Origin of the sequence: Pseudoalteromonas sp. NZS37 (assembly GCF_015864265.1) — a bacterium.
Taxonomy (GTDB): domain Bacteria; phylum Pseudomonadota; class Gammaproteobacteria; order Enterobacterales; family Alteromonadaceae; genus Pseudoalteromonas; species Pseudoalteromonas arctica.
The window spans coordinates 346,204-368,706 of sequence record NZ_JADYXL010000001.1; the positions used below are offsets into that span (position 1 = coordinate 346,204).

The following is a 22,503-nucleotide window of genomic DNA, read 5'->3' on the forward strand; positions in this document are numbered from 1 at the left end:
ACAATCTCCATTAATCGTTAAATGTTGTCGGTAGCTCTACAAACTCTACCCAGTATTTTCCTAGCGTTTTCATCAAATCAACCAAACCATCAAACGTCACTGGTTTTGTAATATAAGATGCAGCACCTAAGTTATACCCTTTAACCATATCTTCTTCTTGCTTAGATGTAGTTAAAATAACGACCGGAATTCCCTTTAAATTAGGGTTCCCTTTTATAGCTTCAAGCGCTTCACGGCCATCCATTCTTGGCATATTTAGATCAAGTAATATTAATCCTGGTCGCGGCGACACTGTTTTATCTTCAAACTTACCTTTACGTTCTAAATATTCAAGTAACTCAACGCCGTCTTCTACAAAATGAAGCTCGTTAAGTACACGGCTTTCGGCAAGGGCATCTTGTGTTAACAAACGATCATCTTCATCATCGTCTGCCATTAAAATAGTAATCGGTTTTACTTTTGAATAGGGCATTTAAGCCTCTCCTTGCAATGTGAAAAGCGCAGCTTCCACAGGTAGTTTTATAATGAAGGTTGCACCTTCACCGTCTTTACTTATTGCTGTAATTGTTCCGCCGTGGCGCTCCACAATACGCCTACATACAGAAAGACCAATACCTGTGCCTTTATATTGTGAGCGACCGTGCAAACGTTGAAACGGTACAAATATTTTATCGGCATAGTCTTGTGAAAAACCAATACCGTTATCTTCTATAGTAATAACTTGAAAGCTTAAATTAGCATTATGATCCTCGCTAAAAATGTCTTCATGCTGGTAACTAATTTTTATATGTGGACTTACATCTGGGCGTCTAAATTTAACAGCATTCGACAACAAGTTTAAAAACAACTGCTGCATTTGGCTTTTATCAGCCTGAATAACTGGTAAATCCTCTACATCAACTTGTGTATTAGACTCGCCTATGGCAATTTCTAAATCACTGAGTATACCGGTTACAACGTCGTTTAAATTTGTATCATCAAAATCTTTACCGCGTGTAGTAATACGTGAAAACTCTAGTAAGTCGTTTATTAAATTAGACATGCGTTGCGCCGCATTTTTCATACGTCCAATATAATCAATACCCTTTTCACCAAGCTCATCTTTAAACATAGTTTCGAGTCGGTCACTAAATGCCTGAATTTTCCTAAGAGGCTCTTGTAAGTCATGGCTTGCAACAAAAGCAAACTCCTCAAGCTCTCGGTTACTGCGACCTAATTCCTCAGAGTACAAAGTTAATTCTTGCGTACGCTCAGACACTTTAGTTGCTAAAGTCTCGTTTTGTTTTTCAAGCTCAAAACGATACTTAGCTGCATTTCTTAAATTAAGACGTGTCATTACAAACATACCAATAATAAGTAATAAGCTTGTGATTGCTGTAATAGCAAACGTGATTTTAGCTTCATTCTTAATTTGCGCTAACTTTGAAAAATGGCTCACTTTAAAGAGTAATTCACGGTCTTGAATTTCATTAACATACTCTCTAATTTGCTTATAAAGCTCCCGACCTTTATGTGTATTTAACACATAAATTGCACGTCTTTCTCTATCATCAAGTGCTAGGTTTACAGTTTGCTTCAGCTCTTTAATTTTGCTATCAACTAGTACTAACAACTGAGCAATGCGCTCAGCTTGGCCGTCAATCTCAGAGTGTAGTGACTTAACATGATTTGTTTGAGCTTCAATTTGTCCAATAGCATCGTAATAAGGCGTTAAATAGTCAGTCTCTTCTGTTAATAAATAACCGCGCTGACCAGACTCAGCTTGCACTATTGATAAATGCAGTTGCTCAATTGCCGTTGTCAGCATATTAGTGTTATCTAAACTCTTTTGGGTTTGCGTTAAACCTTGAATCGTATTCAATGCTAAAACTGCGTTACCTACAATAATACTTAACACAACAACTATAAAAGCTGCCCAAGTAACATTCGCTTTACCTTGCTGTTTTTGCTTGCTCATTTAGCTTCCCGAATTAGAGTTTGTACAACACTTACTATTTATTGAGAGTCAGTTATTTTTTGTAAACTTTCACTACACTGTTGGCAATTGTTAATAATTTTATCAAGTGCATCTAGCGCTTTTTCTTTTGGCATATCGTTTTCAAGTACCAACTTAATAAGCTCTGCATTCATCGATATACGATTAAGCGGCGCTCTTGCATCGTGTACTAATTTATTTAGTTGCTCTGTTTGGTTATCGGATGTCATGCCCTTCCTCAAATCTATTTATATTCGCCAATACCGCCATATGCATTAAGGCGGTTATAAAGTGTTTTGGTGCTAATACCCAGCATTTGTGCAGCAAGCGTTTTATTACCTTGCACCTTATCAAGCGTTGCATGAATAAGTTCTTTTTCAACTTCTTCAATGGTTTGTCCTGCTGATACTGGCTTTTCGGCCGCTTGATTATTAACGCGCGAAAAAGGCGACTCTAAGTTATCAGGTAGAGTAATATCGCTGGTTTGCGGATCGCTCATAATAAATGCACGGTGTATAGCGTGGCGAAGCTCTCGCACATTACCTGGCCATTCATAGCTTTGTAACTCTTTGAGCTGCGCTGGCGTCCAACTAAATGGGGTACCGTTTTCATCATTAAGTTGATCTAAAAAGGCTTTAGCTAATAAAGGAATATCTTCTTTTCTGTCGCGTAGTGGCGGTATATCAATAGGGAAAACAGCCAACCTAAAGTAAATATCTTCACGAATAATATTATTTTGCGCTAAATCAGTAAGCGAGCGGTTAGTAGCCGAAATAACGCGACAATTGGTTGGTATTTCTCTGTTACCACCCACGCGTGTTACTTTTTTAGTTTCAAGCACTCGCAGTAAATTTGGCTGCATATCAATTGGCATTTCGGTCACTTCATCTAAAAACAAAGTACCGTTATTTGATTGCTCAAATACCCCTTCTTTGCGGGCTATAGCGCCGGTAAAGGCGCCTTTTTCATGGCCAAATAATTCACTACCTATTAATTCTTTTGAAAGCGCACCACAGTTGCTCGCCACTAACGGGCCTTCGCACTGGCTTGCGTTATGAATAGCTTGAGCTACAACTTCTTTACCTGCACCACTTTCACCCATCAACATTACATTGGCATTTGTTTTAGCAACGCGTTCAATCATATTGTAAAGCTTGTGCATTACTTCTGATTCGCCAATTAAACCACCAAAGTGACGCGTTATACCGCCCGACTTTGCTTTTTTAACTGCTTTTTTAGGGCCATTTAAAACCAGTTCTAAATCTTCGCGTTGTAATGGCTTTAATAAATGCCCTACATTTGGCTCACACATCTCAGCTAAAATGCCTTTAACTGAAGGATGACCCGATATAAGTGTAATTTTTGGAGATTGCCCAATCGTTTTTAGGTGATCAAGTAAGTGCAAACCGCTACCATCAGGTAACATAAAATCAAGCAGCACATGGTCAAAGGTATTATTTTCAAACCATTGATGTGCTTCTTTTAAACTGGTGGCGGTGCTTATATTGTGGCCGAGGAATTCGACTATGTGGCATACAACGTCACTAAACTCGACGTCATCGTCTACTAAAAGTATGTCTAACATGATAAATCCCTATGCTTTTTTTCTTATTCTACGCATCCTAAATATTAATTTAAAGGCGCACCTAGAATCTAATTACTTAAATAGTTAAGTAATCCAATACTATCTATTTTACCAACCTAACATTTACGTATGCTTAAAAAAAACGATCACAAATTACGAAAAATAATTAAAATCGTTTCTATTTATAGAATGGTAGCAACTGTTATCATTAAAAACCTAAAAAAGGAGACGAAATGCAGCAATTAAAAACCTTAATACATTCAGGTATTAATATTGACCAAGGCAGTCAATTTACCCGTTTAACGGCTCGCGCCATTGTTATTAAAAATAATAAAATACTTTTAATGTATACAAACCGCTATGAAGACTACAGTTTACCTGGTGGTGGAATAGATGAAGGCGAAAATATTGAACAAGGCTTAATTCGCGAACTAAGCGAAGAAACCGGTGCACAAAAAATAAGTGTTGTTAAAGCCTTTGGACTCTATGAAGAATATCGCCCTTGGTATAAAGACGACTTTGATATTATTCATATTAAATCGTATTGCTTTGTATGTAATATTGCCGACGAGTTTGGCAAAGCACAGTTAGAGCATTATGAGCAGCAAAATGGCATGACCGCTAAATGGGTTGATATTAACGACGCAATTGCACATAACGAGCGCACACTTGCTAATAGTGAAAAACAAGGACTCTCCATTTTACGAGAAACCTACCTACTAAAGCGCATTGCTAAAGAACTTCTATAAGTTGAATAAGCATGAGCAGTCAACCTTGTAAATTTTGCATCAATCAGAACTTTTTACTGCTTTGGATAATATATTCATAGTAGTAAAAAGTTATTAGCAGAATAAAAAACCCAAAATAGATACTATATTTCAATAGCTTGAGATTAATTAACACTGTTTTTTTGATATTGGCTTTCGTTTTGCACCCTTATAGATAATTAATTTGTAAGGAGATAGAAATGAGTAACACAGTTAAAACGATTAATCCGGCAACTGAGCAAACCATTGAAACCTACACGCTACTTTCTCAAAAAGAAGCAGAACAGGTAATCGAAAAATCTCACGAAACATATTTAAAATGGCGCTTAACGTCGTTCACTGAACGTGCGAGATATCTTAATAAGTTAGCCTCACTTTTCGAAGAGCAAAAAGAATCTATCGCAAAACTCATGACCGAAGAAATGGGTAAAGTATACGAGCAAGGCTTTCAAGAAGTTGAACTATGTGTAGGAATTTGTCGTTACACAGCCGAACAAGGCCCACAAGTACTTGCTGACGAAGAACGTGATATGGACGGCGGCCGTGCAATTATCAGCTACCAACCAACAGGTGTACTGTTAGGTATTCAACCGTGGAACTTCCCGCTTTATCAGGTAATTCGCTACAGTGCTGCCAACATAATGGCGGGTAACACAACCGTATTAAAACATGCTGGTAACGTATTTGGCATGGCTGAAAAAATTGAAGAGCTATTTAAACAAGCCGGTTTCCCAGAGTACTGTTTCAGCAACTTACTCATCGACGGTAAAACCGCCAGCTCACTCATTGCGCACAAAGCAATTAGCGGCGTAACCTTTACGGGTAGTGATGCCACAGGTAAAAAAGTAGCTGCAGAAGCGGGTAAACACGCTAAAAAAACAGTGTTAGAACTGGGTAGCAACGATGCATACTTAGTACTCGATGACGCTGATTTAGAGCTTGCAGTTAAAACCTGTGTAACAGGTCGCATGATCAATAACGGCGAAACGTGTGTTTCAGCTAAACGTTATGTTGTTGTTGAGTCACTTTACGATGACTTTAAAGCACAAATTAAAGAGCAGTTCGAAGCCATGAAAATGGGCGACCCAATGGCAGATGGCACAGACTTAGGCCCAATGGCTCGTGAAGATTTACGCGACGGCATTCACGACCAAGTAATGGAATCAGTTAAAGCAGGTGCAAACATAGTAACGGGTGGCGAAATACCATCGCAAACAGGTTACTACTACCCACCAACGCTACTTGATAACTTATCGCCTGGCATGCCTGCGTACGATGACGAACTATTTGGTCCAGTTGCTTCGCTTATTAAAGCGAAAGATAACGACGATGCTATGCGCATCGCCAACGATTCTCGCTACGGTTTAGGCGGTGGTATTTTCTCAAAAGATGAGAAAAAAGCCATTGAGCTTGCTAAAAAGTACTTCGACACCGGCATGATCAACATTAACGGCTACGGTTTAGCACAACCTAACCTACCATTTGGTGGCGTTAAAGGCAGTGGCTACGGCAGAGAACACGGCGGTTTTGGTATGCGCGAATTTGTTAATGTTAAAAGCATTATGATCGCCAGCTAATTTAGCTGCATAAATGAAATAAGTGTTTTAAATACAGATTTTTAATACGTGTTTAAAATACAAAAATTATTAAGCCTAAAAGTGGGTAACCGCTTTTAGGCTTTTTTATGACTTTTAGAAAGTAGTTTTCAGGAGACAGTACTTAGTTTTTAGTAAGAGATAGTACCGAGTTTTGGATATATTCGTAGGTGCGATTTTACATCGCGCTTTTAATGTGAATATGAGGAGCTAAAAGCTAAAAAGTAGCCTTTAATGTTGAACAAATATCGTGGTCTAATTTTATGTTTAATCGTAAACTCTCATACCCACCAAGTGTTCAGTCGTTTTTAATGTCTTTGCTAAATCATTTACTGCGGCCTGAACAACTAACCAAGAAATATCACATGTATCTGCATCAGGGTACATTTTACTAGCCATTTGCTCATAAGGATGTATTAGATTTCGGAACCCTCAAAGTGCATGAGAGGACTGTCTAGCATTTAAACCTAACTAACCTACATGATGTGTTACATCAATTACTATTTTTCGCTTACTAGCGTTACTTACAGCTGGCTCTTGGTATTTTACGAGAAAGTTTGATGAGGAATGGAGAATGATTAGGTAATATTTAGCTAGGTACTCAAAGCGCTTTTTCTCAAGCCCTAGTATTAGAAAAGCTATCGAACGCTTAGTGAATAAACTAAATTGCATAATAATCGAGTTAATTCGTTTATCTGATTTATATTTTTCAACTTCAATAAACTTTGTGCCCATTTTACGTTTCGTATTTTGCTGGAGCATCCATAAAGTGAAAACTGCCCCAGAGTAATAGTAAAAAAAACATGGGCAGAGAAGCCAATATAAGGTCATATTCTATAAAATTATCGCTAAGCCAATAGCATCCAAAAAACACCATGGGATATATTAAAACGCCCCATAGAAAAAATTTATTCATGATTCTATTAAACAATGGAATATTAATACTAGGCTTACTTCCTAAGCCCATAAGACTAGCGATAACTGCAAATGGGTATACAAGTAAAGGAATAGCACCTAAAACCAATAAAGTAAGCCGAAAAAACTCAAACATATAATCGAACATCCAACGTTTTGAACGTATTAACGCTATTCTCAATGACTAAAAAGTACAAACAAGGTAAGTTAATTGCCAGCGCTTATTTTGAGAGCTTTACCACTCTTTACTTCTAAGAAAACAAGTATATATATTAAAAATAAAGTATAAACCAAATAACACAGTAACAATTCAACACAAGTCAGGCTTCAGCTATTAATAACTCAATGCTTTATATAAATACCGCTATATCTAACGTTACTAATCAAACCTCGGCACCTTTCGCTTATCGGCTTTACTCATTGCGAGCTCTTGGATTTCTTCTTGCTTGTGCTGCGCCGATTTAGTTTCTAATGACTGCTGATTAGCGTTTTCGTAAGAAAGCTCAGTGAGTAGCGCAAAGTGATCTGAGCCATATTTAGCTAAGCGCTTAATACGCTTTACTTTAAAGCCTTCGCTGTGAAATAAATGATCGAGCGGCCAACGCATAAAAAAGTAGCCTGCATGAAAGGTATTATAAAAACCACGGCCTTTTCGAGGGTCTAAAAAGCCACTTATTTGCATAAACAAACGGGTGCTGCGCGACCACGCTACGTCGTTTAAATCTCCGGCAACTATGGTAGGTCGTGTAGGGTTTTTAAGTGCTTTAGCCACCATTATTAGCTCTGAGTCGCGCGGACGTGATGAGTCTTCCTCTGTCGGGCTTGGTGGTGCTGGGTGAATAAAGTGCCCTTGCATTTGTAGGCCTTCATCGTTTTCAAACAAAATATGAATTGAGGGAATATCTTCTTCTATAAGCTCACATATTTGTGCATCGAGTATTTTAAACTTGCTGTATAAGTGCATGCCATAACGATTGTCTTTAGGGCATTCTATGTAATACGGGTAATTTTTTTTAATGACTGATAATTTATTTTCCCACCAGCTATCGCTCTCAAGCGTAATAAGTAGGTCGGGTTGATGCTCATCAACAAGACTAATTAACTTCTCACTTTTATGGTTCGACATAAGTACATTTGCCGACATAATTCGAATGCTATGGTCGATGTGCTTAGGTGCGCTTTGCACTTCTTTTTTAGCAAGCCACGTATACGGGTAAATCCATTTACCTTGTAAAATCATTATAAGTAATGAGGTTAAGGCTATAAATACATAGCCTATTGCGCTACTTTGCCATAATAAAAACAACGAAGTAACGGCTACAAAACTGGCAATATAAAAAACCTGTAAGCGCACAAAATCGCAGCTACGCACTAAGTAATGCTGGCTGTACGACATAGGTAATAAGGTAACCAGTAAAAAAAAGCCAATAATTATAGCCAGCGCAATGAGCATTTTAATATCCTTATAAAGTTAATTTAGCGACTTAAAATTGAAAGTATTTCTCGAGTATCGTGCACCATATGGATAACTGTACGGTCTATTTCAATACTCACTGTACCATTATCTCTAGAGCGTTCAATCACTCTACCTCTTTTGTATAAATCGCGTTCTAAAAAGTCGCCTCGATGATAGCTTTTACTTAGCCCTGGTGGCGTCCAACCTGCGCGGATTAGCTGCTTTGCCTCTTTTTTAGAAAGGTAGTCATTGTCGTTATGCTTATGTGAATGATGCTTTTTATGGCCGTGTTTATGACCATGCTTATCTTTATGCGGTTTTGCGTCTGCGCTTATTGAACATAAAGCCAATGCTATTAGTGCTGTGTATATAGGTGCTTTCATAAATAATCTCTAGCATAATTAATAGCTAAAGGTTAACAAACACGGATGAACATCATATGAAACAACTAACACCTATTTAACGTTGTTTATATTGTGTTTTACAGTGGCTTCGCATAATAGCGGGATCGCGTAATTTTAAATGTTTTGTTTTACGACCTGCATGGCGCTTACGCCAAACTTTAAAACTGCCTTTTGAAACATTGTCTCGCATAAAAACCACCAGCTGCGGATACTTTAATCCGTATAGCTGCTCTATAGCCTCGTAGGGGGTTCTATCTTCCCACGCCATTTCGATAATGCGTGACTGCTGTTCTGCGTTAAACATGGTATATCTCACAAAATTTAACTTATACGCTAGGTAAAAATACTTAGATCAATGCAATTAAACTCAGTAACTGTATAATTGGCGTTCAAGTTATGTACTTTAAAAGATATCGAATTTATATTTATGCGCGCAATATTCCTGTTTTTAGCTTTAACTTTACCTTCGTTATTACTTGCAGCGCCAAGTAAAACCCTGCGCTGCGTAACAACCCACTACCCGCCTTTTACTATATTTGATGAGAAAAGCGATACGTTCACGGGTTTAGATATTGAATATTTAACGTTTATTGAGCGTAATTTAAATCTTAAAATTGACGTAATTCATCTGCCATGGGCGCGCGTTAAAAAAGAAATGGCGCTGGGTTACTACGACTGCTATTTCTCTTTGGCCAATACAGAGGAACGTGCAAAGTATTTAGATTTTACAAGCGTGCCTTTGCACACTACTAAGTATGGTTTATTTACTTTAAACAAAGATAAACTGCTCACTGACGATTTATCAAATACCCCAATAGCGATGCTGCGCGGCGTTGCTTTGCCTGAGGTTATTGCTAAAAAGTACAGCCTTGATGAGAATAATCTACTTCGCTCACTTTCAACTAAAGACACTTTTGAGCTACTAGAAAAAAAACGTGTTGAATACGCAATAACTAACTATCAAGCAGGTTTGTGGTACTCAAAAGAATATAAAAACATTTATGCTCGGCAATTAAATGAGTTTACATTTCCTACTTACATTGCTTTTAAGCGTGGCGTAATTGATACAAAATTAGTTGATGAACAAATAAAGCGTTTTAAAGCACAAGCTCAATAATTAACTTTGCCATATTAAGAGATAACCAATGTTTACAAAACTACCAAAGTGGGTTGAATATGGCGCGTTTACGCTCGCATTTATAGCGGGCATAGTAAACGCTGTAGGCTTATTAGGATTTGAGCACCAGGCTATTTCGCATGTATCTGGCTCTGTTACTTTACTTGGTATTAAAGCAATAACTAACCCCAGTACTGCCTTATTGCTACTTTCAATAATTGTTAGCTTTATGTTGGGTTCTGCACTGTCGGGATTTTTGCTCTCTGGTGGCTCATTAAAACTTGGTCGTCATTACGACACTTTGCTTTTTATTGAAGGATTGCTACTACTTGCGAGTGCTTATTTACTCAAAAACACATTCGTTTACGGCATTGTTTTAACGTCTGCTGCGTGTGGGTTACAAAATGCGCTAGCCACTAATTACAGTGGTGCTGTTATTCGAACGACACATTTAACCGGTATTTTTACTGACCTTGGTTTAATGCTAGGTAAAGCACTTAAAGGTGAGCAATTTGATACCCGTAAAGGCGTTATGTTTTTACTCATTATTGCAGGCTTTTTACTAGGCGGTATAACCGGCTACGTTTTATTTAAGCATTACTTAGTGCTGGCTTTGGTGTTTCCTGCTGTAGCTTGTTTTGTTTTATCAATTACGTATCGGGTTTATAGGTTACGTACGCTTTAACGCAACGAGTTTAAAAGCACATTAAAACCGCATATTATAGAGGTAATGCAATATAGATTACTTTCAAGGAATGTATGAAACCTTATTTTTTGCCGCTGATATTACCCTTTAGCCACACTGCGTTTGCCGATAATCAAAACAACGATGCAATAGAAACCATAACAACTACGGCATCACGTATTGAAGCGCTATCGACCCCACTCCCTTTATCAATAAGTACACTTAGTGAAGCACAGCTAAATAGCATAGCGCCTACCCATATTGAAGAAGCCCTGCAACGTGTAGCAGGGGCTAATATTCAACGCGGAAATGGCCAAGAGTATTTACCCGCGCTTCGCTCACAAGTGCTTTCGGGCGCAGGCGCTTGTGGTGGCATATTGACTTTGGAGGATGGAATACCACTGAGAGCAGCAGGGTTTTGTAATATAAACGAGCTATTTGAGGCGCACAGCGAAATGGCGCAGCGCATTGAAGTGTTAAAAGGTCCTGGCTCTGCACTTTATGGCTCAAATGCTGTGCATGGTGTTATTAATGTAATAACGCCCGACACCACACAAGGCGGTGGCTTAGTTGGTTTAGATTATGGCTCGTACGGTTATACTCGCTACAAATTACGTGCAGGACAAGATTACGGCAACAGCGGTATCGGCATTAACGCAAGTGTTACCGATGATAGCGGTTACCGCGACGACGAAAGCGTAGAGCAACAAAAAGTAAATATTCGCCATCGCTATTCAAATAATAATTTATTACTTACCTCTGGGCTTACTTACACAAACCTAGATCAGCAAACGGCTGGATTTATTACAGGCTTTGAAAGTTATAAAAACGAAGACCTCTCGCAAAAAAACTTTGACCCAGACGCATTTAGAAAAGCACGTGCATTTAGAGCATGGAGCAACGCAACATGGCAATTAAATAACAATGATGTGCTCTCTACTACGTTATATTTTCGCGACCAAAGCATGGACTTTTTTAAGCACTTTTTACCCGGCACACCGCTTGAAAAAAACAGTCAAACTGGTTTTGGCGTACAGTCGCTTTATCAACATAATTTACTAAGCAATATAAAAATAAACCTAGGGCTTGATGGCGAATACACGCAAGCCGACTTTACTCAAAGCCAATACGAGCCCACTCAAGGTTCTGCATTTTTAGTTGCTACAGTGCCACAAGGTAAGCATTACGATTACGATGTAAACGCCACGCTTTATGCCCCTTTTGCATCTATTGATTGGCAATTAAATAAGTGGTTACTTACCGCAGGTGTGCGCTACGAGCATATGCAGTACGACTACACCAATAATATGCTAGCAGGTAGAACAAAAGACGATGGCACAGAATGCGGCTTTGGTGGCTGCCGATACAGCCGCCCTGAAAGTGGAAAAAATAGTTTTAGTAATTTATCGCCAAAGCTTGGGGTTAGTTATCAGTACAATACGAATAACACGCTTTATGCAAACTTTTCTCGCGGTTACAGAGCGCCACAAGCGGCTGAGCTATACCAATTACAACGCGAGCAAACCACTGCAAATTTAAGCGCCGAAATAGCCAATAACGCAGAGCTGGGTATTAAAGGGATTTACGAAAAGCTACGTTATGGCGTGTCTGTTTACGCTATGAGTAAACACAATACGATTTACCGCGATAGTGACTTTTTTACGGTAAATAATGGCAGCTCTCGCCATCGTGGTATTGAGCTTGAACTTGACTACCAGCTAACGCAGTCGCTTGCACTTAACTTTGCAGGCACTCACGCAAAGCATACTTATACTAACAACCAAATACTTAACGGTTTAAATATAAACGGCAACGACATAGATACCGCGCCGCGTAATATTGCTAATCTCGATTTAACATGGCAGGCATTAAACAACGCGCAATTTGCTTTGCAGTGGCACCGCGTTGGTAACTACTACACCGACCCAGAAAACTTAAATAAATACCAAGGGCATGATGTTTTAAGCCTGCGCGCTCAGTGGCAAGTTACTAATAACCTTGAAGTACTTGCCCGCATTATTAATTTAACTAATGAGGCTTATGCAGAGCGCGCCGATTACACCAGTTTTACCGGCGACAGGTACTTTCCTGGCAAACCACGTAATGCCATGCTTTCGGCAACTTATACGTGGTAGTGCTTATTTAAGGGCTAAACTTATTTAAGAGCTAAGCTAATTTAACTGATTTAAGTCGCTCATGTATTTCATGGGCGACTTTTTCATTACCTTTTTAAACATAGTAATAAATGCACTCACCGACTCATACCCTAACAACTCCGACACCTGCTGCACACTTTGCTTATCAGAAAGCGCTTTTAAGGCTGTAATTATATGCAATTGCGTACGCCATTTTCCAAATGTCATGCCTGTTTCTTTTTTAATTAACCGCGCTAATGTGCGCTCAGTTAATGCAAACTGCTTAGCCCATTGTGGTAGTGTTTTTCGGTTATTTGGCTTGTTTATAAGCTGATCGCTCATAGTTTGAATTACCTCATTTTTAGATAATACAAAATCCAGTGGCTGTACGGGCATTTCAATAAGTTGATCAAATAACACCTGCGCTAAACGCGCTGTTTTACTATTTAAAGTATAGTGCTGATTATGCGCAGCCAACTCGCACATTAGCTCTTTAACCAGCGGCGTAATGGCTAAAGTACAAGTATTTAGCGGCATACCGTTTTTACTACTATCAATAAATAAATGACAAAGCTGCGCGTTATCAGACGCCCTATTGCTATGCACCTTTTGTGCTGGGATCCAAATTGCACTGTGCGTGGGCACCATCCACATTTTGGCCGACACTTCACAGGTTACATAACCATGCAGGGCTAAAATTAACTGCCCTTTAGGATGGGTATGCAAAGGTATTTCGTGACTTGCATGCGCGTGCTCTATTTTGGCTATTATGGGCTGCGCCATAGTTTCAAAATTTTTAATGTCGTCCCAACCGATTGCATCAAACATAGTTTTGTCTGTTTTTAGTTATTTAATGTCATTATCTCTAAATTATAGTTTTTGCTAAGCCTTTATACTAGCGCCCATTAAGTATTAGCTTTAATGGTCTTCCCTTTTGTTAAATAACACACCTAAATCACGCTTTGCTGGCATATTACTTGTGCTTGGCATATTACTTATTGCCGCAAATTTACGCGCCACATTTACAGGTATTGCACCTGTGCTTGAACAAATTATTAATCACTTTGGGCTTAGCGCATCACAAGCCGGTTTTTTAACAACGTTGCCACTCATTGCCTTTGCGGTTGTATCGCCAATGGCCGCAACTCTTGCTAAAAAACAAGGTTTAGAGCGCACCTTATTTGTCGCTTTATTATTTATACTTGCTGGGGTTGCAGCACGGGTAATAAATACCTCAACCATGCTGTTTGTGGGTACCGCTATTATTGGTGTGGGCATTGCCATTGCAAACGTATTATTACCAAGTTTAATTAAGCGCGACTTTCCTGCAAAGGTCGCGTTAATGACCTCAGCCTACGTGCTTACGATGGGCGTGGTATCGGGCGGGTTTTCTGCTTTGGTATTCCCGCTGAGCCAGTTAAACGGATTAGGATGGCAACTTGCGCTGGGTTCATCAGCTATTATCACTCTGGCGAGTATTATTGTGTGGATGTCGCAATTAAGTAAACATACTAAACCCGCGAAAATTGCTCAGCACGTTAACAGTTCAAAAAGTGTATGGCGTTATTTACTAGCATGGCAAATTACCCTACTGCTAGGCTTAAACTCATTTTTAAATTATATAATTATTACGTGGTTACCCAGCATATTAATCGAAACCGGCCAAAGTGCTACGCAAGCAGGTGCTTATCATGGGGCTTTTCAAATAGCGACTGCATTACCGGGTTTAATATTAATTCCGCTATTGGCAAAATTAAAAGATCAAAGCGCGCTTAGCTTTATTTTAGCCATGCTCAGTGCACTCAGTGCATTGGGGTTACTTTACATGCCTAGCTTTGCTTTTGTTTGGACCTTAATGCTGGGCTTTTGCTCTGGAGCATGTTTTATATTGGGGCTGTCGTTTATTAGTTTGCGAACTGACGATTCGCAGCAAGCGGCCTCGCTTTCTGGTATGTCGCAAAGCGTAGGTTATTTACTCGCGGCTATTGGTCCTATGCTAGCTGGTGCATTACACACAACTACGGGAAGTTGGAGTGCGCCATTATGGCTGTGCGCTATTGCCGGAGTACTGTGTGCTTTATGTGGTTTAGGCAGTGGTAAAAACACTACTTTAGCTAAATCAGCTAACGAGTTGCTGTAACCACGAAAACAGGCCAGACGAAGGTTTGTTACTCGTGTGTTTTTGCTCATAGCGTTTATTAGTTGCTTCGCGCTGTTCACGGCGCTCTTGTGCTAAATTAGCTTTTGCGGCAAAACGTAGGCGTTGCTCTTGAGTTAGCTCATCATTAAAACTAATGGCTGTTTTTTTAACTGCTCGGCTGCTTTTAGGTGAACTACACATAATATTTCCTCTGTTGTGTAACTACTAAAATAGACAGCCTTTTAGCAAATAAAATTTCAGAAAACTTAACTTTTAATTTAAAGTGAGCCTATACACTCAACTTCTACTAAAGAATCAAGCGCTAACGCCTTTACAGCAAAAGCACTACGTGCAGGATACGGCGCACTAAAATACTGAGTGTAAATGGCATTGAATGCTTTAAAGTCGTTTATGTCGGTAAGCATAACGGTGCATTTAACTATATTGCTCATACTGTAGTTATGTTGCTCTAAAGTGCGTTTAATATTTTCAAGTGTTTGTTTAGTTTCACCTTCAAAACCACCAGCCGCTAACTTACCGGTTGCAGGGTTAATCCCTATTTGCCCCGACATATAAAGCGTATTACCGGCTTTTACTATTTGCGAAAATGGTAAGTTAGGATTAGCTTTGCCTGTATTTAAAAAGTCGACATTACTGGGTTTTGCCTGCGTAAAACCAGTAAGTAGTACGCTTGCTAATAAGGCTGTTTTCATCAGTGAGTTCATCATCTGGCTTACCTTATTTTTGTGGTGTGGTTTCAAAAGCAGGAACTTCGTGTAAATTATTTAACCATGTAAGCGTTGATTGTGACCAAATTTGTGCAGACGGTTTAAACTCATCGCGCTGATCAACCGCACCAATACGCAACCCATAAACACGACCTTCTTTTTCTGCATTTGTAGCATAAAGTGTTGTACCACATGTGCCACAAAAGCCCTGCGCACGCTTGTTACCGCTTTGGGCTGTTTTAACAAACTCTTTTGGCTCACCTTGGGTAAACACAACCGAGTTTGGCTCTGCAATTATAACTGCTCTAAATGGGCCGCTCGACATACGTTGGCAATCGCTACAATGGCAAACAAGTGCGTTGTTATTTTGAGACTTTGCTTGGTATTTAATTTCACCACAGTAACAGCTTCCAGTAATTTTCATTATTTAAATCCTTAATGCTTATGAAGATTGAATCGAGATATAAGACCGGCAATATCGATTCATTATTTTTAAAATATAAAAAACTGCTCGCCGGTTCATTTTTATATTCGGTTAGATTTTTAATTTTTTAGAGTGATTTTTTAAAAGTTGAGCAAGTGCTACAAACATGATCCGATGTTTTAAATAAAACAGCAATACCACGTTAAGCTAATAGCGTAACGTGGTGTGTTTAAGCTATTTTTATACCAATTCGCTTAATTAAATTGTCTATTTTGAGGTAAGAAAACCGTGTCGATAACAAGGCAAAAATTTCGTTATTTAGTTGTTCTATATGAGATATTTTTAACGAAGTTAACGTGCGGTTTAATCCCTCAAATTGATTATGTATTATTGCGCGTTGGTATTAATGTGCGTTTAAATAATCAACAGCTAAGAGGCTAAGCGCCTTAGTGCCTACTTTAAACGACGATTCGTCGGCATAAAAATAAGGTGAGTGATTACTAGCCACTGTATTTAAATCTTGCTCACTTGGTGTGCCGCCTAAAAATACAAATACACTCGGCACTTCTAATGCGTAAAACGAAAAGTCTTCTGCGCCGGTTATTTTTCCCATTTCCACTACGTTTCCATTACCTGCTGCTTTTTTAAGGCTAGGTAACATTTGCGCAGTAAGCTCAGGGTTATTAATCGTTACCGGATAACCTTCGTGAATGTGTACCTCTGCAGTTGCACCTGACGATTTAGCAATGTGCGTGGCTGTGGTTTTTATTTTTTCAAATATTTGTGCACGATTATCCATATCAAAGTTACGAATTGTGCCTACCATTTCAACTTCTTCAGGAATAATATTATTACGTACCCCACCCGCTATCTTACCAAACGAGACAATAGCAGGCTCTTTGGTAATGTTGATTTGGCGACTAACAATATGATTTACGCCTGTTACTATTTGCGCTGCTGCGGCAATGGGGTCAACCCCAGTCCACGGTGCAGAGCCGTGTGCCTGCTTGCCATGTACTGTTATTTCAAATCGGTCTGCACTGGCCATTGCAGGGCCACTTCTATAACCAATTTTACCGCTGTGCAAACTAGATGTTATGTGTAACCCAAAAGCAGCCTCTGGTTTGTATTGTTTAAATATGCCTTCTTTAAGCATTAACTCAGCGCCACCCTCTTCCCCCTCTGGTGCGCCTTCTTCTGCAGGTTGAAACACAAACATGATGTTGCCATGCAATTCATCTTTCATATTTGCTAATACTTCGGCTGCGCCCATTAACATAGCCACGTGCGTGTCGTGCCCACAAGCATGCATTATGCCTACATCTACACCACGGTAATTAGTGGTTTTAGTTGATTTAAAATCAACATCGGCTTTTTCAGTAACTGGAAGCGCGTCCATATCTGCACGTAGCATTACTGTTGGACCTGGCTTTGCACCTTTTAATAACCCCACAACGCCAGTAAAAGCAACCCCCGTTTGTACTTCCATACCCAGCGACTTTAAGTGCTTAGCTACAATACCTGCTGTGCGGGTTTCGCGATTTCCAAGCTCAGGGTTTTGATGAAAATCACGTCGCCAATCAATAACCTGTTGCTCTACCTTTTTCACTTGCTGATCAATGTTTGCATTGGCATTAAGCGCACTAAGGGCAGCAAAGCCCAGCGCTATTGAAATTAGTGATTTTTTCATCCTGTTTGTCCTTATTATATTTATTGGTTTTATAATATTGATGAGCACGAGCCCTTATATACTATTGAGAACATAATTAGTTCGCTCTATAACCACTATTACCGAAGGCTCCACAATAATCAATCCCATTTAAGCTAGATGCCCAACTATGAAGGGCCACTTCACTTTTCACTGGTTTTATCTATTTTTAGTTTGAAGATTTAGCGCTAATTAAGCCTACCATTTTTGTTTTTATTGATTTAAGAATGGCATTTAATAGTCAACCAACGCACGTAAAGTGAGTTTTAATAAGCGCGGTGGTGGATAGGAGAAGTTAACGAGTAATAGGCTTGGTACATAATTGCTATTCAAACTATAAAATAAGAATAGCAACGTAAAACCTCCCCTAATGTTGGCGGGAGTTATTTAAATACATTTGCATCTTTAATGCTATCAAAATCGTTAAAGCGCACGTTGTGCTGTTGCATTACTTTAAGTATTTTTTCACTTAGCATTTGGCGTAAATAAAACGGCTGATTTGGCACAAAATGATGGATGGTATGCGTTTTACCAAAGTTAAAACAAAACAAGTGAAACGGCATAAATAAACGACTCGTTAGTACGTGTGTTTGTTCAAGCATATTATTAACGCCGCCATAGTAATGCATGCTTGAGGTAACAAAATTAAGCGAGCTTGAGCGAATAATATTAGGCACAATAAGTACGACCATTAAAAATTCAAACACACTCATTGTACTTAACAACCAGTTAGGTGAATTTAGCGAAAGTGGTATAAATAAATCAACAATATGAAATAGAATAACGCTATATAAAACAGCAAAATACGCAGTCGCTATCGGAAACCCCGCATTAAAAACACTCGAAAAACTAAAGCCATTAATTTCTTTTCTAAAACGTTTAGTAGAAATAACTAACCCTAATAGCCCATCGACAATAACTAGCGCACGTAAAAATGGGTTTTTAATACCATTACCCACCAAGCGTTCTTCAAGGTCTTGTTGTGTGCCTGAGGTTTTGTGATGATGTAAATGCATTTTACGTCGGTACCACGGGCTAATAGTATTTGGCCGCATTAACCATACTGTTAGCATCATAAAGTTATACATGAACGGCTGATTACTAAAGTATTGTTTATGTATAAGGTCGTGCTCTAACTCATGGGAAATAGACGCAGCAATAGCCGCAAGTACTATACATACCCAAGCAGGTATGATGGCTAAATAATATAAAACACCAACACCAATTAATGCGCTAAGCGATAGCAATAAAATAATTAACCCTAAGGTATTTTGGTGTGCAAATAATGGGTGCTTTTGACGAAGTGATACTTCTTCTGCCTTAATTGCTTTAACAATCGCTTGAATGTTCTGCTTGGCACTTAATTGAGTCATATGTAATGTCTTAAAAACCTTGTTGTACAAATAATACCTGAATTAAACGCAACATCGGAATAAAGCAGGAATAATTATTGTAATACGATTAACTATTACCAATAGTTCAATTGCTTACGTATTCAATCGCATAACAAGTTTAATAGCACTCATAACCTAAAACATTCGCTTTTTGTATCAGCCAAAAAGACTTAAAAAAATTCCCTGTTGAGTATCTTTACTATAAACGATTAATTATCAACCAGTTGTTTATGCAAATAAAAGAAAAGGCTTGCCGCCCCCTCTTTTGTTTGTATAATGCGGATACAGAATAAGAGGTATATAAGTATCCTTTTTATTTTAAGTGGTTTTTCTTTATTTTTTATATTTAAAAGATTAAAGAAAAATTATGCCAGCGTGATGAAATTGGTAGACATGGGGGATTCAAAATCCCCTTCCGAAAGGAGTGCCGGTTCGAGTCCGGCCGCTGGTACCACTTTTTAAACCTCAGCTAATTATTGGCTGAGGTTTTTTTATGCCTAAAAATTAACTAGTAACTTATACCAATTCACTTAATTAAGTTAGCTACTTTTAGGTAAAAAAACGGTTTCGATAACAAGATGAAACCTAGCTCAGCTGAAGCAAAAGCCTTCCATTAAAGCTCTCGGCATATCTTAGGGAGGTACATAAATCTGATTAGCATGCTAATTATGCATCTTGCTCTTGATTTGTTATATCCCCAATTCGATTATTTAACTCTTCGTCACTAACATCTTCTTTGTGTGTACCAATGATCCATATATGACCAAATGGGTCTTGTAGTGTGCCGGTCCTATCCCCATAAAACTGGTCATGTACGGGTCTTATTAGTGTTGCACCTAGCTCAATTGCTTTTTTAAATATGGTATCAACATCTTCAACATAAAGCATAAGGCTTAGCGCTGTACCACCGAGTTCTTTTGGACTTTTTAAATACTCTTCAGAACCAATATCTGAAAGCATAATATGCGAATCACCAATTATTATTTCTGCATGGGCTATTCCACCATCAGGTAAAGGCATTTGCATTACGTGTTCAGCACTAAATGCATCACAATAAAAATCTATCGCTTTTTGTGCGTCATTCATAATTAAATAAGGTGTAACTGAATGAAACCCTTTTGGTATTGCCGAAACTGACATAGTGATCACCTCGCTGTTGAATCCATGTTATTAAAACTGATTTAAATGCTGTCTGTAATAGGCACTAAAGTTTTTAAATAAAGGTCAGATTGACTGACCTTAAAACAATATATAAATTAAATAATAGCTCTAATAAATACTTAGCGCTGCCAAAAACGTAAATTACGTAATGACTCTATAAATGCCTCGCCCGATACGGTAGCTAAATCAATCCAGCCATCATCAGCTTTGTCATCGAGCCCTGCGGCTTTAAATAATGGCTTAGCCTTACTTGTAAAACCTATGTATTTCATATGTGCATACGCATCACTTACAAAGTCTTTAGCTTCTGCAATAGCTGCTAGTTTTTCGGCTCCCTCTTCAGTGGTGAGCACAAGTACCGCATCGTATAAAACCGATGGACCACCATTAATAACCTGATCAGCTTTAAAGTGCTTACCTTTACTGCATTTGGCACCGCCAACTTGTGGGGCAATAATTTCAAAGTTTGCGCCTTCACTTTTAAGTGCATTGGTAACCGATTCAAAAATTTCTGCATTAAAGCCATCACTTACTAAAATGCCTAATTTACGGCCTTTGAAGGTGTTGGGCGCATTTTTCAAAATACTTAATGCATCAGATACAGGTAAGTCTTTACGTGTTGGCATTGCTGCTTCAGCTGGGTCTGGCATTTCTTGCAAGCCAAGTCCTTCAGCAACTTTATTTGCGAGGGTTTCGTCAATATTTAACAAGTGCGATACCAAACGTTCTCGTATTGGTAAATGCTCAACTTTAGACAGCTCAAACACGTACGCAGATTGAATATGCGCCTGCTCTACCTCTGTTTGACTTAAATAAAATTGACGGGCTTGACTGTAATGATCGCTGAATGTTTCTGAGCGATAACGCAGTTTATCACCGCCGCTTACTTCAGGTTCCTTTGAGCTTTTAAAGCCATGTACTGGGCATTCGCGCGGGTTGTTTTCGTCGCCGCTCCATGAGTTTGGTTCGTAATTAACACGCCCTTTTGGATTATGCATTGCCATGTGGCCATCTTGCTGAAAATGACGCATTGGGCATTTAGGCGCATTGATCGGGATATGCGTAAAGTTAGGTCCACCGAGGCGTTTTGTTTGAGTATCAAGGTATGAAAAGTTACGACCTTGCAGTAGCGGGTCGGGTGTAAAATCGAGTCCCGGTACAATGTTTTGAGTACAAAATGCTACTTGCTCTGTTTCTGCAAAAAAGTTGTCTACAACACGGTCAAGCACCATACGGCCAACAATTTGCACTGGTACTTGCTCTTCAGGTATAAGCTTGGTGGCATCAAAAACATCAAATTCAAATTCATCAGCAAATTGCTGATCAAACACCTGCACACCTAACTCCCACTCTGGGTAGTCGCCGTTACCAATAGACTCCCACATATCTCTGCGATGAAAATCAGGGTCCGCGCCGTTTAATTTAAGTGCCTCGTTCCACACAACTGATTGCATACCGCCTTTTGGTTTCCAATGAAATTTAACAAATTTCTCTTCACCTTTGTCATTAATGAATTTAAAGGTATGAACGCCAAAACCTTCCATAAATCGCAATGAACGCGGAATAGCCCTATCAGACATTGCCCACATAACCATGTGCATTGACTCAGGCGATAAGCTCACAAAATCCCAAAAGTTATCATGTGCTGTTTGCGCTTGCGGAAAACCTCGGTCGGGCTCGGCTTTAGCTGAATGAACTAAGTCAGGAAACTTCATCGCATCTTGAATAAAGAATACCGGTATATTGTTACCGACTAAATCCCAGTTTCCTTCTTGGGTATAAAATTTTACCGCAAAACCACGTACATCACGTGCTAAATCTGGAGACCCTTTATTACCTGCAACTGTAGAGAAACGAGTAAATACTGGGGTTTTTTCACCTTTTCGCTGAAAAATATCTGCACAGGTTAAATCTTCAAGCGTGTCGTAAGTTTCAAAATATCCGTGTGCACCATAGCCTCTAGCGTGCACTACACGCTCAGGAATGCGCTCGTGATCAAAGTGAAAGATCTTCTCGCGCATTATGTGATCTTCTAATAATCCTGGGCCACGCTTTCCAGCACGTAATGAATTTTGATCGTCACTTACAGGGCAGCCCTGCGCGGTGGTCATGGTAGGGTGTTCATCCGACGCTTTTTGATGCAATTCACCGCCATGCCCTTTATTACCTGCGTATTTAAATGATTCAGCCATGTTTAGTCCTTCATACAGTTTGATTTAATGGGTCAATAGTTTTTATGAGCTTAAAAGCTAAAAGCGACTATGCAAATGCAAAATAAAGACCAGCCATCCAACCTAGTAAAAAAGGGCTGTAC

General features: G+C 39.1%; 23 protein-coding genes and 1 tRNA gene. 7 read left to right on the plus strand and 17 right to left on the minus strand.

Translation table 11 applies throughout. From position 1 onward, the window contains the following. Positions 1-10 precede the first annotated feature (10 nt). Genes I6F47_RS01535 through I6F47_RS01550 form a run of 4 tightly spaced genes read right to left on the minus strand, consistent with a single transcriptional unit; the run spans position 11 to position 3,560 of the window. Positions 11-472, minus strand: a complete 462-nt coding sequence (locus I6F47_RS01535; RefSeq protein ID WP_002958089.1) for a response regulator — start codon at positions 470-472, stop codon at positions 11-13. Continuing rightward, entirely contained in the window at positions 473-1,957 is a 1,485-nt protein-coding gene (locus tag I6F47_RS01540; RefSeq protein ID WP_197183196.1) for a sensor histidine kinase, read from the minus strand. Between the two features lie 38 nt (positions 1,958-1,995). Continuing rightward, positions 1,996-2,205, minus strand: a complete 210-nt coding sequence (locus I6F47_RS01545; protein ID WP_007581523.1) for a histidine kinase dimerization/phospho-acceptor domain-containing protein — start codon at positions 2,203-2,205, stop codon at positions 1,996-1,998. 14 nt (positions 2,206-2,219) lie between these two features. Continuing rightward, positions 2,220-3,560 carry a sigma-54-dependent transcriptional regulator gene (locus tag I6F47_RS01550; protein WP_197183197.1) on the minus strand — a complete coding sequence of 447 codons (1,341 nt, stop codon included), beginning with the start codon at positions 3,558-3,560 and terminating at the stop codon, positions 2,220-2,222. A gap of 233 nt (positions 3,561-3,793) precedes the next feature. Here I6F47_RS01550 and I6F47_RS01555 point away from each other — a divergent pair, with 233 nt between their 5' ends. Together I6F47_RS01555 and I6F47_RS01560 are read left to right on the plus strand one after the other, a co-directional pair. Next, positions 3,794-4,309, plus strand: a complete 516-nt coding sequence (locus tag I6F47_RS01555) for an NUDIX hydrolase (protein WP_197183198.1) — start codon at positions 3,794-3,796, stop codon at positions 4,307-4,309. A 218-nt stretch (positions 4,310-4,527) separates the two neighbouring features. Then, positions 4,528-5,904 carry an NAD-dependent succinate-semialdehyde dehydrogenase gene (locus I6F47_RS01560; RefSeq protein WP_197183199.1) on the plus strand — a complete coding sequence of 459 codons (1,377 nt, stop codon included), beginning with the start codon at positions 4,528-4,530 and terminating at the stop codon, positions 5,902-5,904. Positions 5,905-6,189: 285 nt separating this feature from the next. On the opposite strand, the gene I6F47_RS20660 is transcribed toward I6F47_RS01560, so the two are convergent. The 5 genes from I6F47_RS20660 to I6F47_RS01580 all read right to left on the minus strand — a co-directional run bounded on the left by I6F47_RS20660 (position 6,190) and on the right by I6F47_RS01580 (position 9,001). Further along, positions 6,190-6,321, minus strand: coding sequence for a hypothetical protein (locus tag I6F47_RS20660; RefSeq protein ID WP_257983178.1), 132 nt, complete (start codon positions 6,319-6,321; stop codon positions 6,190-6,192). Positions 6,322-6,658: 337 nt separating this feature from the next. After that, positions 6,659-6,973 carry a hypothetical protein gene (locus I6F47_RS01565; protein ID WP_231609134.1) on the minus strand — a complete coding sequence of 105 codons (315 nt, stop codon included), beginning with the start codon at positions 6,971-6,973 and terminating at the stop codon, positions 6,659-6,661. Positions 6,974-7,216: 243 nt separating this feature from the next. Beyond that, a complete protein-coding gene (locus I6F47_RS01570) occupies positions 7,217-8,290 on the minus strand; it encodes an endonuclease/exonuclease/phosphatase family protein (protein WP_121953941.1) in 1,074 nt (357 codons plus the stop codon). A 23-nt stretch (positions 8,291-8,313) separates the two neighbouring features. Continuing rightward, positions 8,314-8,676 (minus strand): hypothetical protein, encoded by a 363-nt coding sequence (locus tag I6F47_RS01575; RefSeq protein WP_121953942.1) that lies wholly within the window; start codon positions 8,674-8,676, stop codon positions 8,314-8,316. A 76-nt stretch (positions 8,677-8,752) separates the two neighbouring features. Continuing rightward, on the minus strand, positions 8,753-9,001 hold the full coding sequence (locus I6F47_RS01580; RefSeq protein ID WP_007581511.1) for a TIGR03643 family protein: 249 nt from the start codon (positions 8,999-9,001) through the stop codon (positions 8,753-8,755). Positions 9,002-9,124: 123 nt separating this feature from the next. On the opposite strand from I6F47_RS01580, the gene I6F47_RS01585 reads away from it, so the two are divergent. The 3 genes from I6F47_RS01585 (at position 9,125) to I6F47_RS01595 (ending at position 12,634) form a co-directional block, all read left to right on the plus strand. Beyond that, positions 9,125-9,814, plus strand: coding sequence for a substrate-binding periplasmic protein (locus tag I6F47_RS01585; RefSeq protein ID WP_197183200.1), 690 nt, complete (start codon positions 9,125-9,127; stop codon positions 9,812-9,814). Positions 9,815-9,842: 28 nt separating this feature from the next. Next, positions 9,843-10,499, plus strand: a complete 657-nt coding sequence (locus tag I6F47_RS01590) for a YoaK family protein (RefSeq protein ID WP_165725609.1) — start codon at positions 9,843-9,845, stop codon at positions 10,497-10,499. Positions 10,500-10,573: 74 nt separating this feature from the next. Further along, entirely contained in the window at positions 10,574-12,634 is a 2,061-nt protein-coding gene (locus tag I6F47_RS01595) for a TonB-dependent receptor (protein ID WP_197183201.1), read from the plus strand. Between the two features lie 36 nt (positions 12,635-12,670). On the opposite strand, the gene I6F47_RS01600 is transcribed toward I6F47_RS01595, so the two are convergent. Continuing rightward, positions 12,671-13,462 (minus strand): AraC family transcriptional regulator, encoded by a 792-nt coding sequence (locus I6F47_RS01600; RefSeq protein WP_024605835.1) that lies wholly within the window; start codon positions 13,460-13,462, stop codon positions 12,671-12,673. Positions 13,463-13,568: 106 nt separating this feature from the next. Here I6F47_RS01600 and I6F47_RS01605 point away from each other — a divergent pair, with 106 nt between their 5' ends. Further along, the gene (locus I6F47_RS01605; protein WP_197183202.1) at positions 13,569-14,774 is read left to right on the plus strand and encodes an MFS transporter; all 1,206 of its coding nucleotides are present in this window, start codon (positions 13,569-13,571) and stop codon (positions 14,772-14,774) included. On the opposite strand, the gene I6F47_RS01610 is transcribed toward I6F47_RS01605, so the two are convergent. The 5 genes from I6F47_RS01610 to I6F47_RS01630 all read right to left on the minus strand — a co-directional run bounded on the left by I6F47_RS01610 (position 14,754) and on the right by I6F47_RS01630 (position 19,007). Next, positions 14,754-14,975, minus strand: coding sequence for a hypothetical protein (locus I6F47_RS01610; RefSeq protein ID WP_076923652.1), 222 nt, complete (start codon positions 14,973-14,975; stop codon positions 14,754-14,756). The genes I6F47_RS01605 and I6F47_RS01610 overlap by 21 nt on opposite strands. 77 nt (positions 14,976-15,052) lie before the next feature. Next, positions 15,053-15,502, minus strand: a complete 450-nt coding sequence (locus tag I6F47_RS01615) for a RidA family protein (protein WP_231609135.1) — start codon at positions 15,500-15,502, stop codon at positions 15,053-15,055. A 10-nt stretch (positions 15,503-15,512) separates the two neighbouring features. Further along, complete coding sequence (locus I6F47_RS01620) at positions 15,513-15,926, minus strand: GFA family protein (RefSeq protein WP_165721100.1); 414 nt, start codon at positions 15,924-15,926, stop codon at positions 15,513-15,515. 403 nt (positions 15,927-16,329) lie between these two features. After that, complete coding sequence (locus tag I6F47_RS01625; RefSeq protein ID WP_165721101.1) at positions 16,330-17,616, minus strand: amidohydrolase; 1,287 nt, start codon at positions 17,614-17,616, stop codon at positions 16,330-16,332. A 401-nt stretch (positions 17,617-18,017) separates the two neighbouring features. Further along, positions 18,018-19,007: a fatty acid desaturase gene (locus tag I6F47_RS01630; protein WP_165721102.1), complete on the minus strand. Its 990-nt coding sequence runs from the start codon at positions 19,005-19,007 to the stop codon at positions 18,018-18,020. Positions 19,008-19,397: 390 nt separating this feature from the next. Between I6F47_RS01630 and I6F47_RS01635 the strand changes: the two genes are divergently transcribed. Next, a tRNA-Leu gene (locus I6F47_RS01635) sits at positions 19,398-19,482 on the plus strand. A gap of 212 nt (positions 19,483-19,694) precedes the next feature. On the opposite strand, the gene I6F47_RS01640 is transcribed toward I6F47_RS01635, so the two are convergent. Next, positions 19,695-20,168 (minus strand): VOC family protein, encoded by a 474-nt coding sequence (locus I6F47_RS01640; protein ID WP_165721103.1) that lies wholly within the window; start codon positions 20,166-20,168, stop codon positions 19,695-19,697. Between the two features lie 140 nt (positions 20,169-20,308). Beyond that, positions 20,309-22,381 (minus strand): catalase, encoded by a 2,073-nt coding sequence (locus I6F47_RS01645; RefSeq protein WP_197183203.1) that lies wholly within the window; start codon positions 22,379-22,381, stop codon positions 20,309-20,311. Between the last annotated feature and the right edge of the window lie 122 nt (positions 22,382-22,503).

Excerpts from the sequence above, each read along its gene's own strand:
- I6F47_RS01630 (WP_165721102.1), bottom strand. The coding sequence starts at position 19,007 with ATGACTCAATTAAGTGCCAAGCAGAACATTCAAGCGATTGTTAAAGCA.
- I6F47_RS01565 (WP_231609134.1), bottom strand. The coding sequence starts at position 6,973 with ATGTTTGAGTTTTTTCGGCTTACTTTATTGGTTTTAGGTGCTATTCCT.
- I6F47_RS01580 (WP_007581511.1), bottom strand. The coding sequence starts at position 9,001 with ATGTTTAACGCAGAACAGCAGTCACGCATTATCGAAATGGCGTGGGAA.
- I6F47_RS01615 (WP_231609135.1), bottom strand. The coding sequence starts at position 15,502 with ATGATGAACTCACTGATGAAAACAGCCTTATTAGCAAGCGTACTACTT.
- I6F47_RS01555 (WP_197183198.1), top strand. The coding sequence starts at position 3,794 with ATGCAGCAATTAAAAACCTTAATACATTCAGGTATTAATATTGACCAA.
- I6F47_RS01645 (WP_197183203.1), bottom strand. The coding sequence starts at position 22,381 with ATGGCTGAATCATTTAAATACGCAGGTAATAAAGGGCATGGCGGTGAA.
- I6F47_RS01570 (WP_121953941.1), bottom strand. The coding sequence starts at position 8,290 with ATGCTCATTGCGCTGGCTATAATTATTGGCTTTTTTTTACTGGTTACC.
- I6F47_RS01545 (WP_007581523.1), bottom strand. The coding sequence starts at position 2,205 with ATGACATCCGATAACCAAACAGAGCAACTAAATAAATTAGTACACGAT.
- I6F47_RS01610 (WP_076923652.1), bottom strand. The coding sequence starts at position 14,975 with ATGTGTAGTTCACCTAAAAGCAGCCGAGCAGTTAAAAAAACAGCCATT.
- I6F47_RS01585 (WP_197183200.1), top strand. The coding sequence starts at position 9,125 with ATGCGCGCAATATTCCTGTTTTTAGCTTTAACTTTACCTTCGTTATTA.
- I6F47_RS01560 (WP_197183199.1), top strand. The coding sequence starts at position 4,528 with ATGAGTAACACAGTTAAAACGATTAATCCGGCAACTGAGCAAACCATT.
- I6F47_RS20660 (WP_257983178.1), bottom strand. The coding sequence starts at position 6,321 with ATGGCTAGTAAAATGTACCCTGATGCAGATACATGTGATATTTCTTGG.
- I6F47_RS01600 (WP_024605835.1), bottom strand. The coding sequence starts at position 13,462 with ATGTTTGATGCAATCGGTTGGGACGACATTAAAAATTTTGAAACTATG.
- I6F47_RS01535 (WP_002958089.1), bottom strand. The coding sequence starts at position 472 with ATGCCCTATTCAAAAGTAAAACCGATTACTATTTTAATGGCAGACGAT.
- I6F47_RS01575 (WP_121953942.1), bottom strand. The coding sequence starts at position 8,676 with ATGAAAGCACCTATATACACAGCACTAATAGCATTGGCTTTATGTTCA.
- I6F47_RS01590 (WP_165725609.1), top strand. The coding sequence starts at position 9,843 with ATGTTTACAAAACTACCAAAGTGGGTTGAATATGGCGCGTTTACGCTC.
- I6F47_RS01550 (WP_197183197.1), bottom strand. The coding sequence starts at position 3,560 with ATGTTAGACATACTTTTAGTAGACGATGACGTCGAGTTTAGTGACGTT.
- I6F47_RS01640 (WP_165721103.1), bottom strand. The coding sequence starts at position 20,168 with ATGTCAGTTTCGGCAATACCAAAAGGGTTTCATTCAGTTACACCTTAT.
- I6F47_RS01595 (WP_197183201.1), top strand. The coding sequence starts at position 10,574 with ATGAAACCTTATTTTTTGCCGCTGATATTACCCTTTAGCCACACTGCG.
- I6F47_RS01625 (WP_165721101.1), bottom strand. The coding sequence starts at position 17,616 with ATGAAAAAATCACTAATTTCAATAGCGCTGGGCTTTGCTGCCCTTAGT.
- I6F47_RS01620 (WP_165721100.1), bottom strand. The coding sequence starts at position 15,926 with ATGAAAATTACTGGAAGCTGTTACTGTGGTGAAATTAAATACCAAGCA.
- I6F47_RS01540 (WP_197183196.1), bottom strand. The coding sequence starts at position 1,957 with ATGAGCAAGCAAAAACAGCAAGGTAAAGCGAATGTTACTTGGGCAGCT.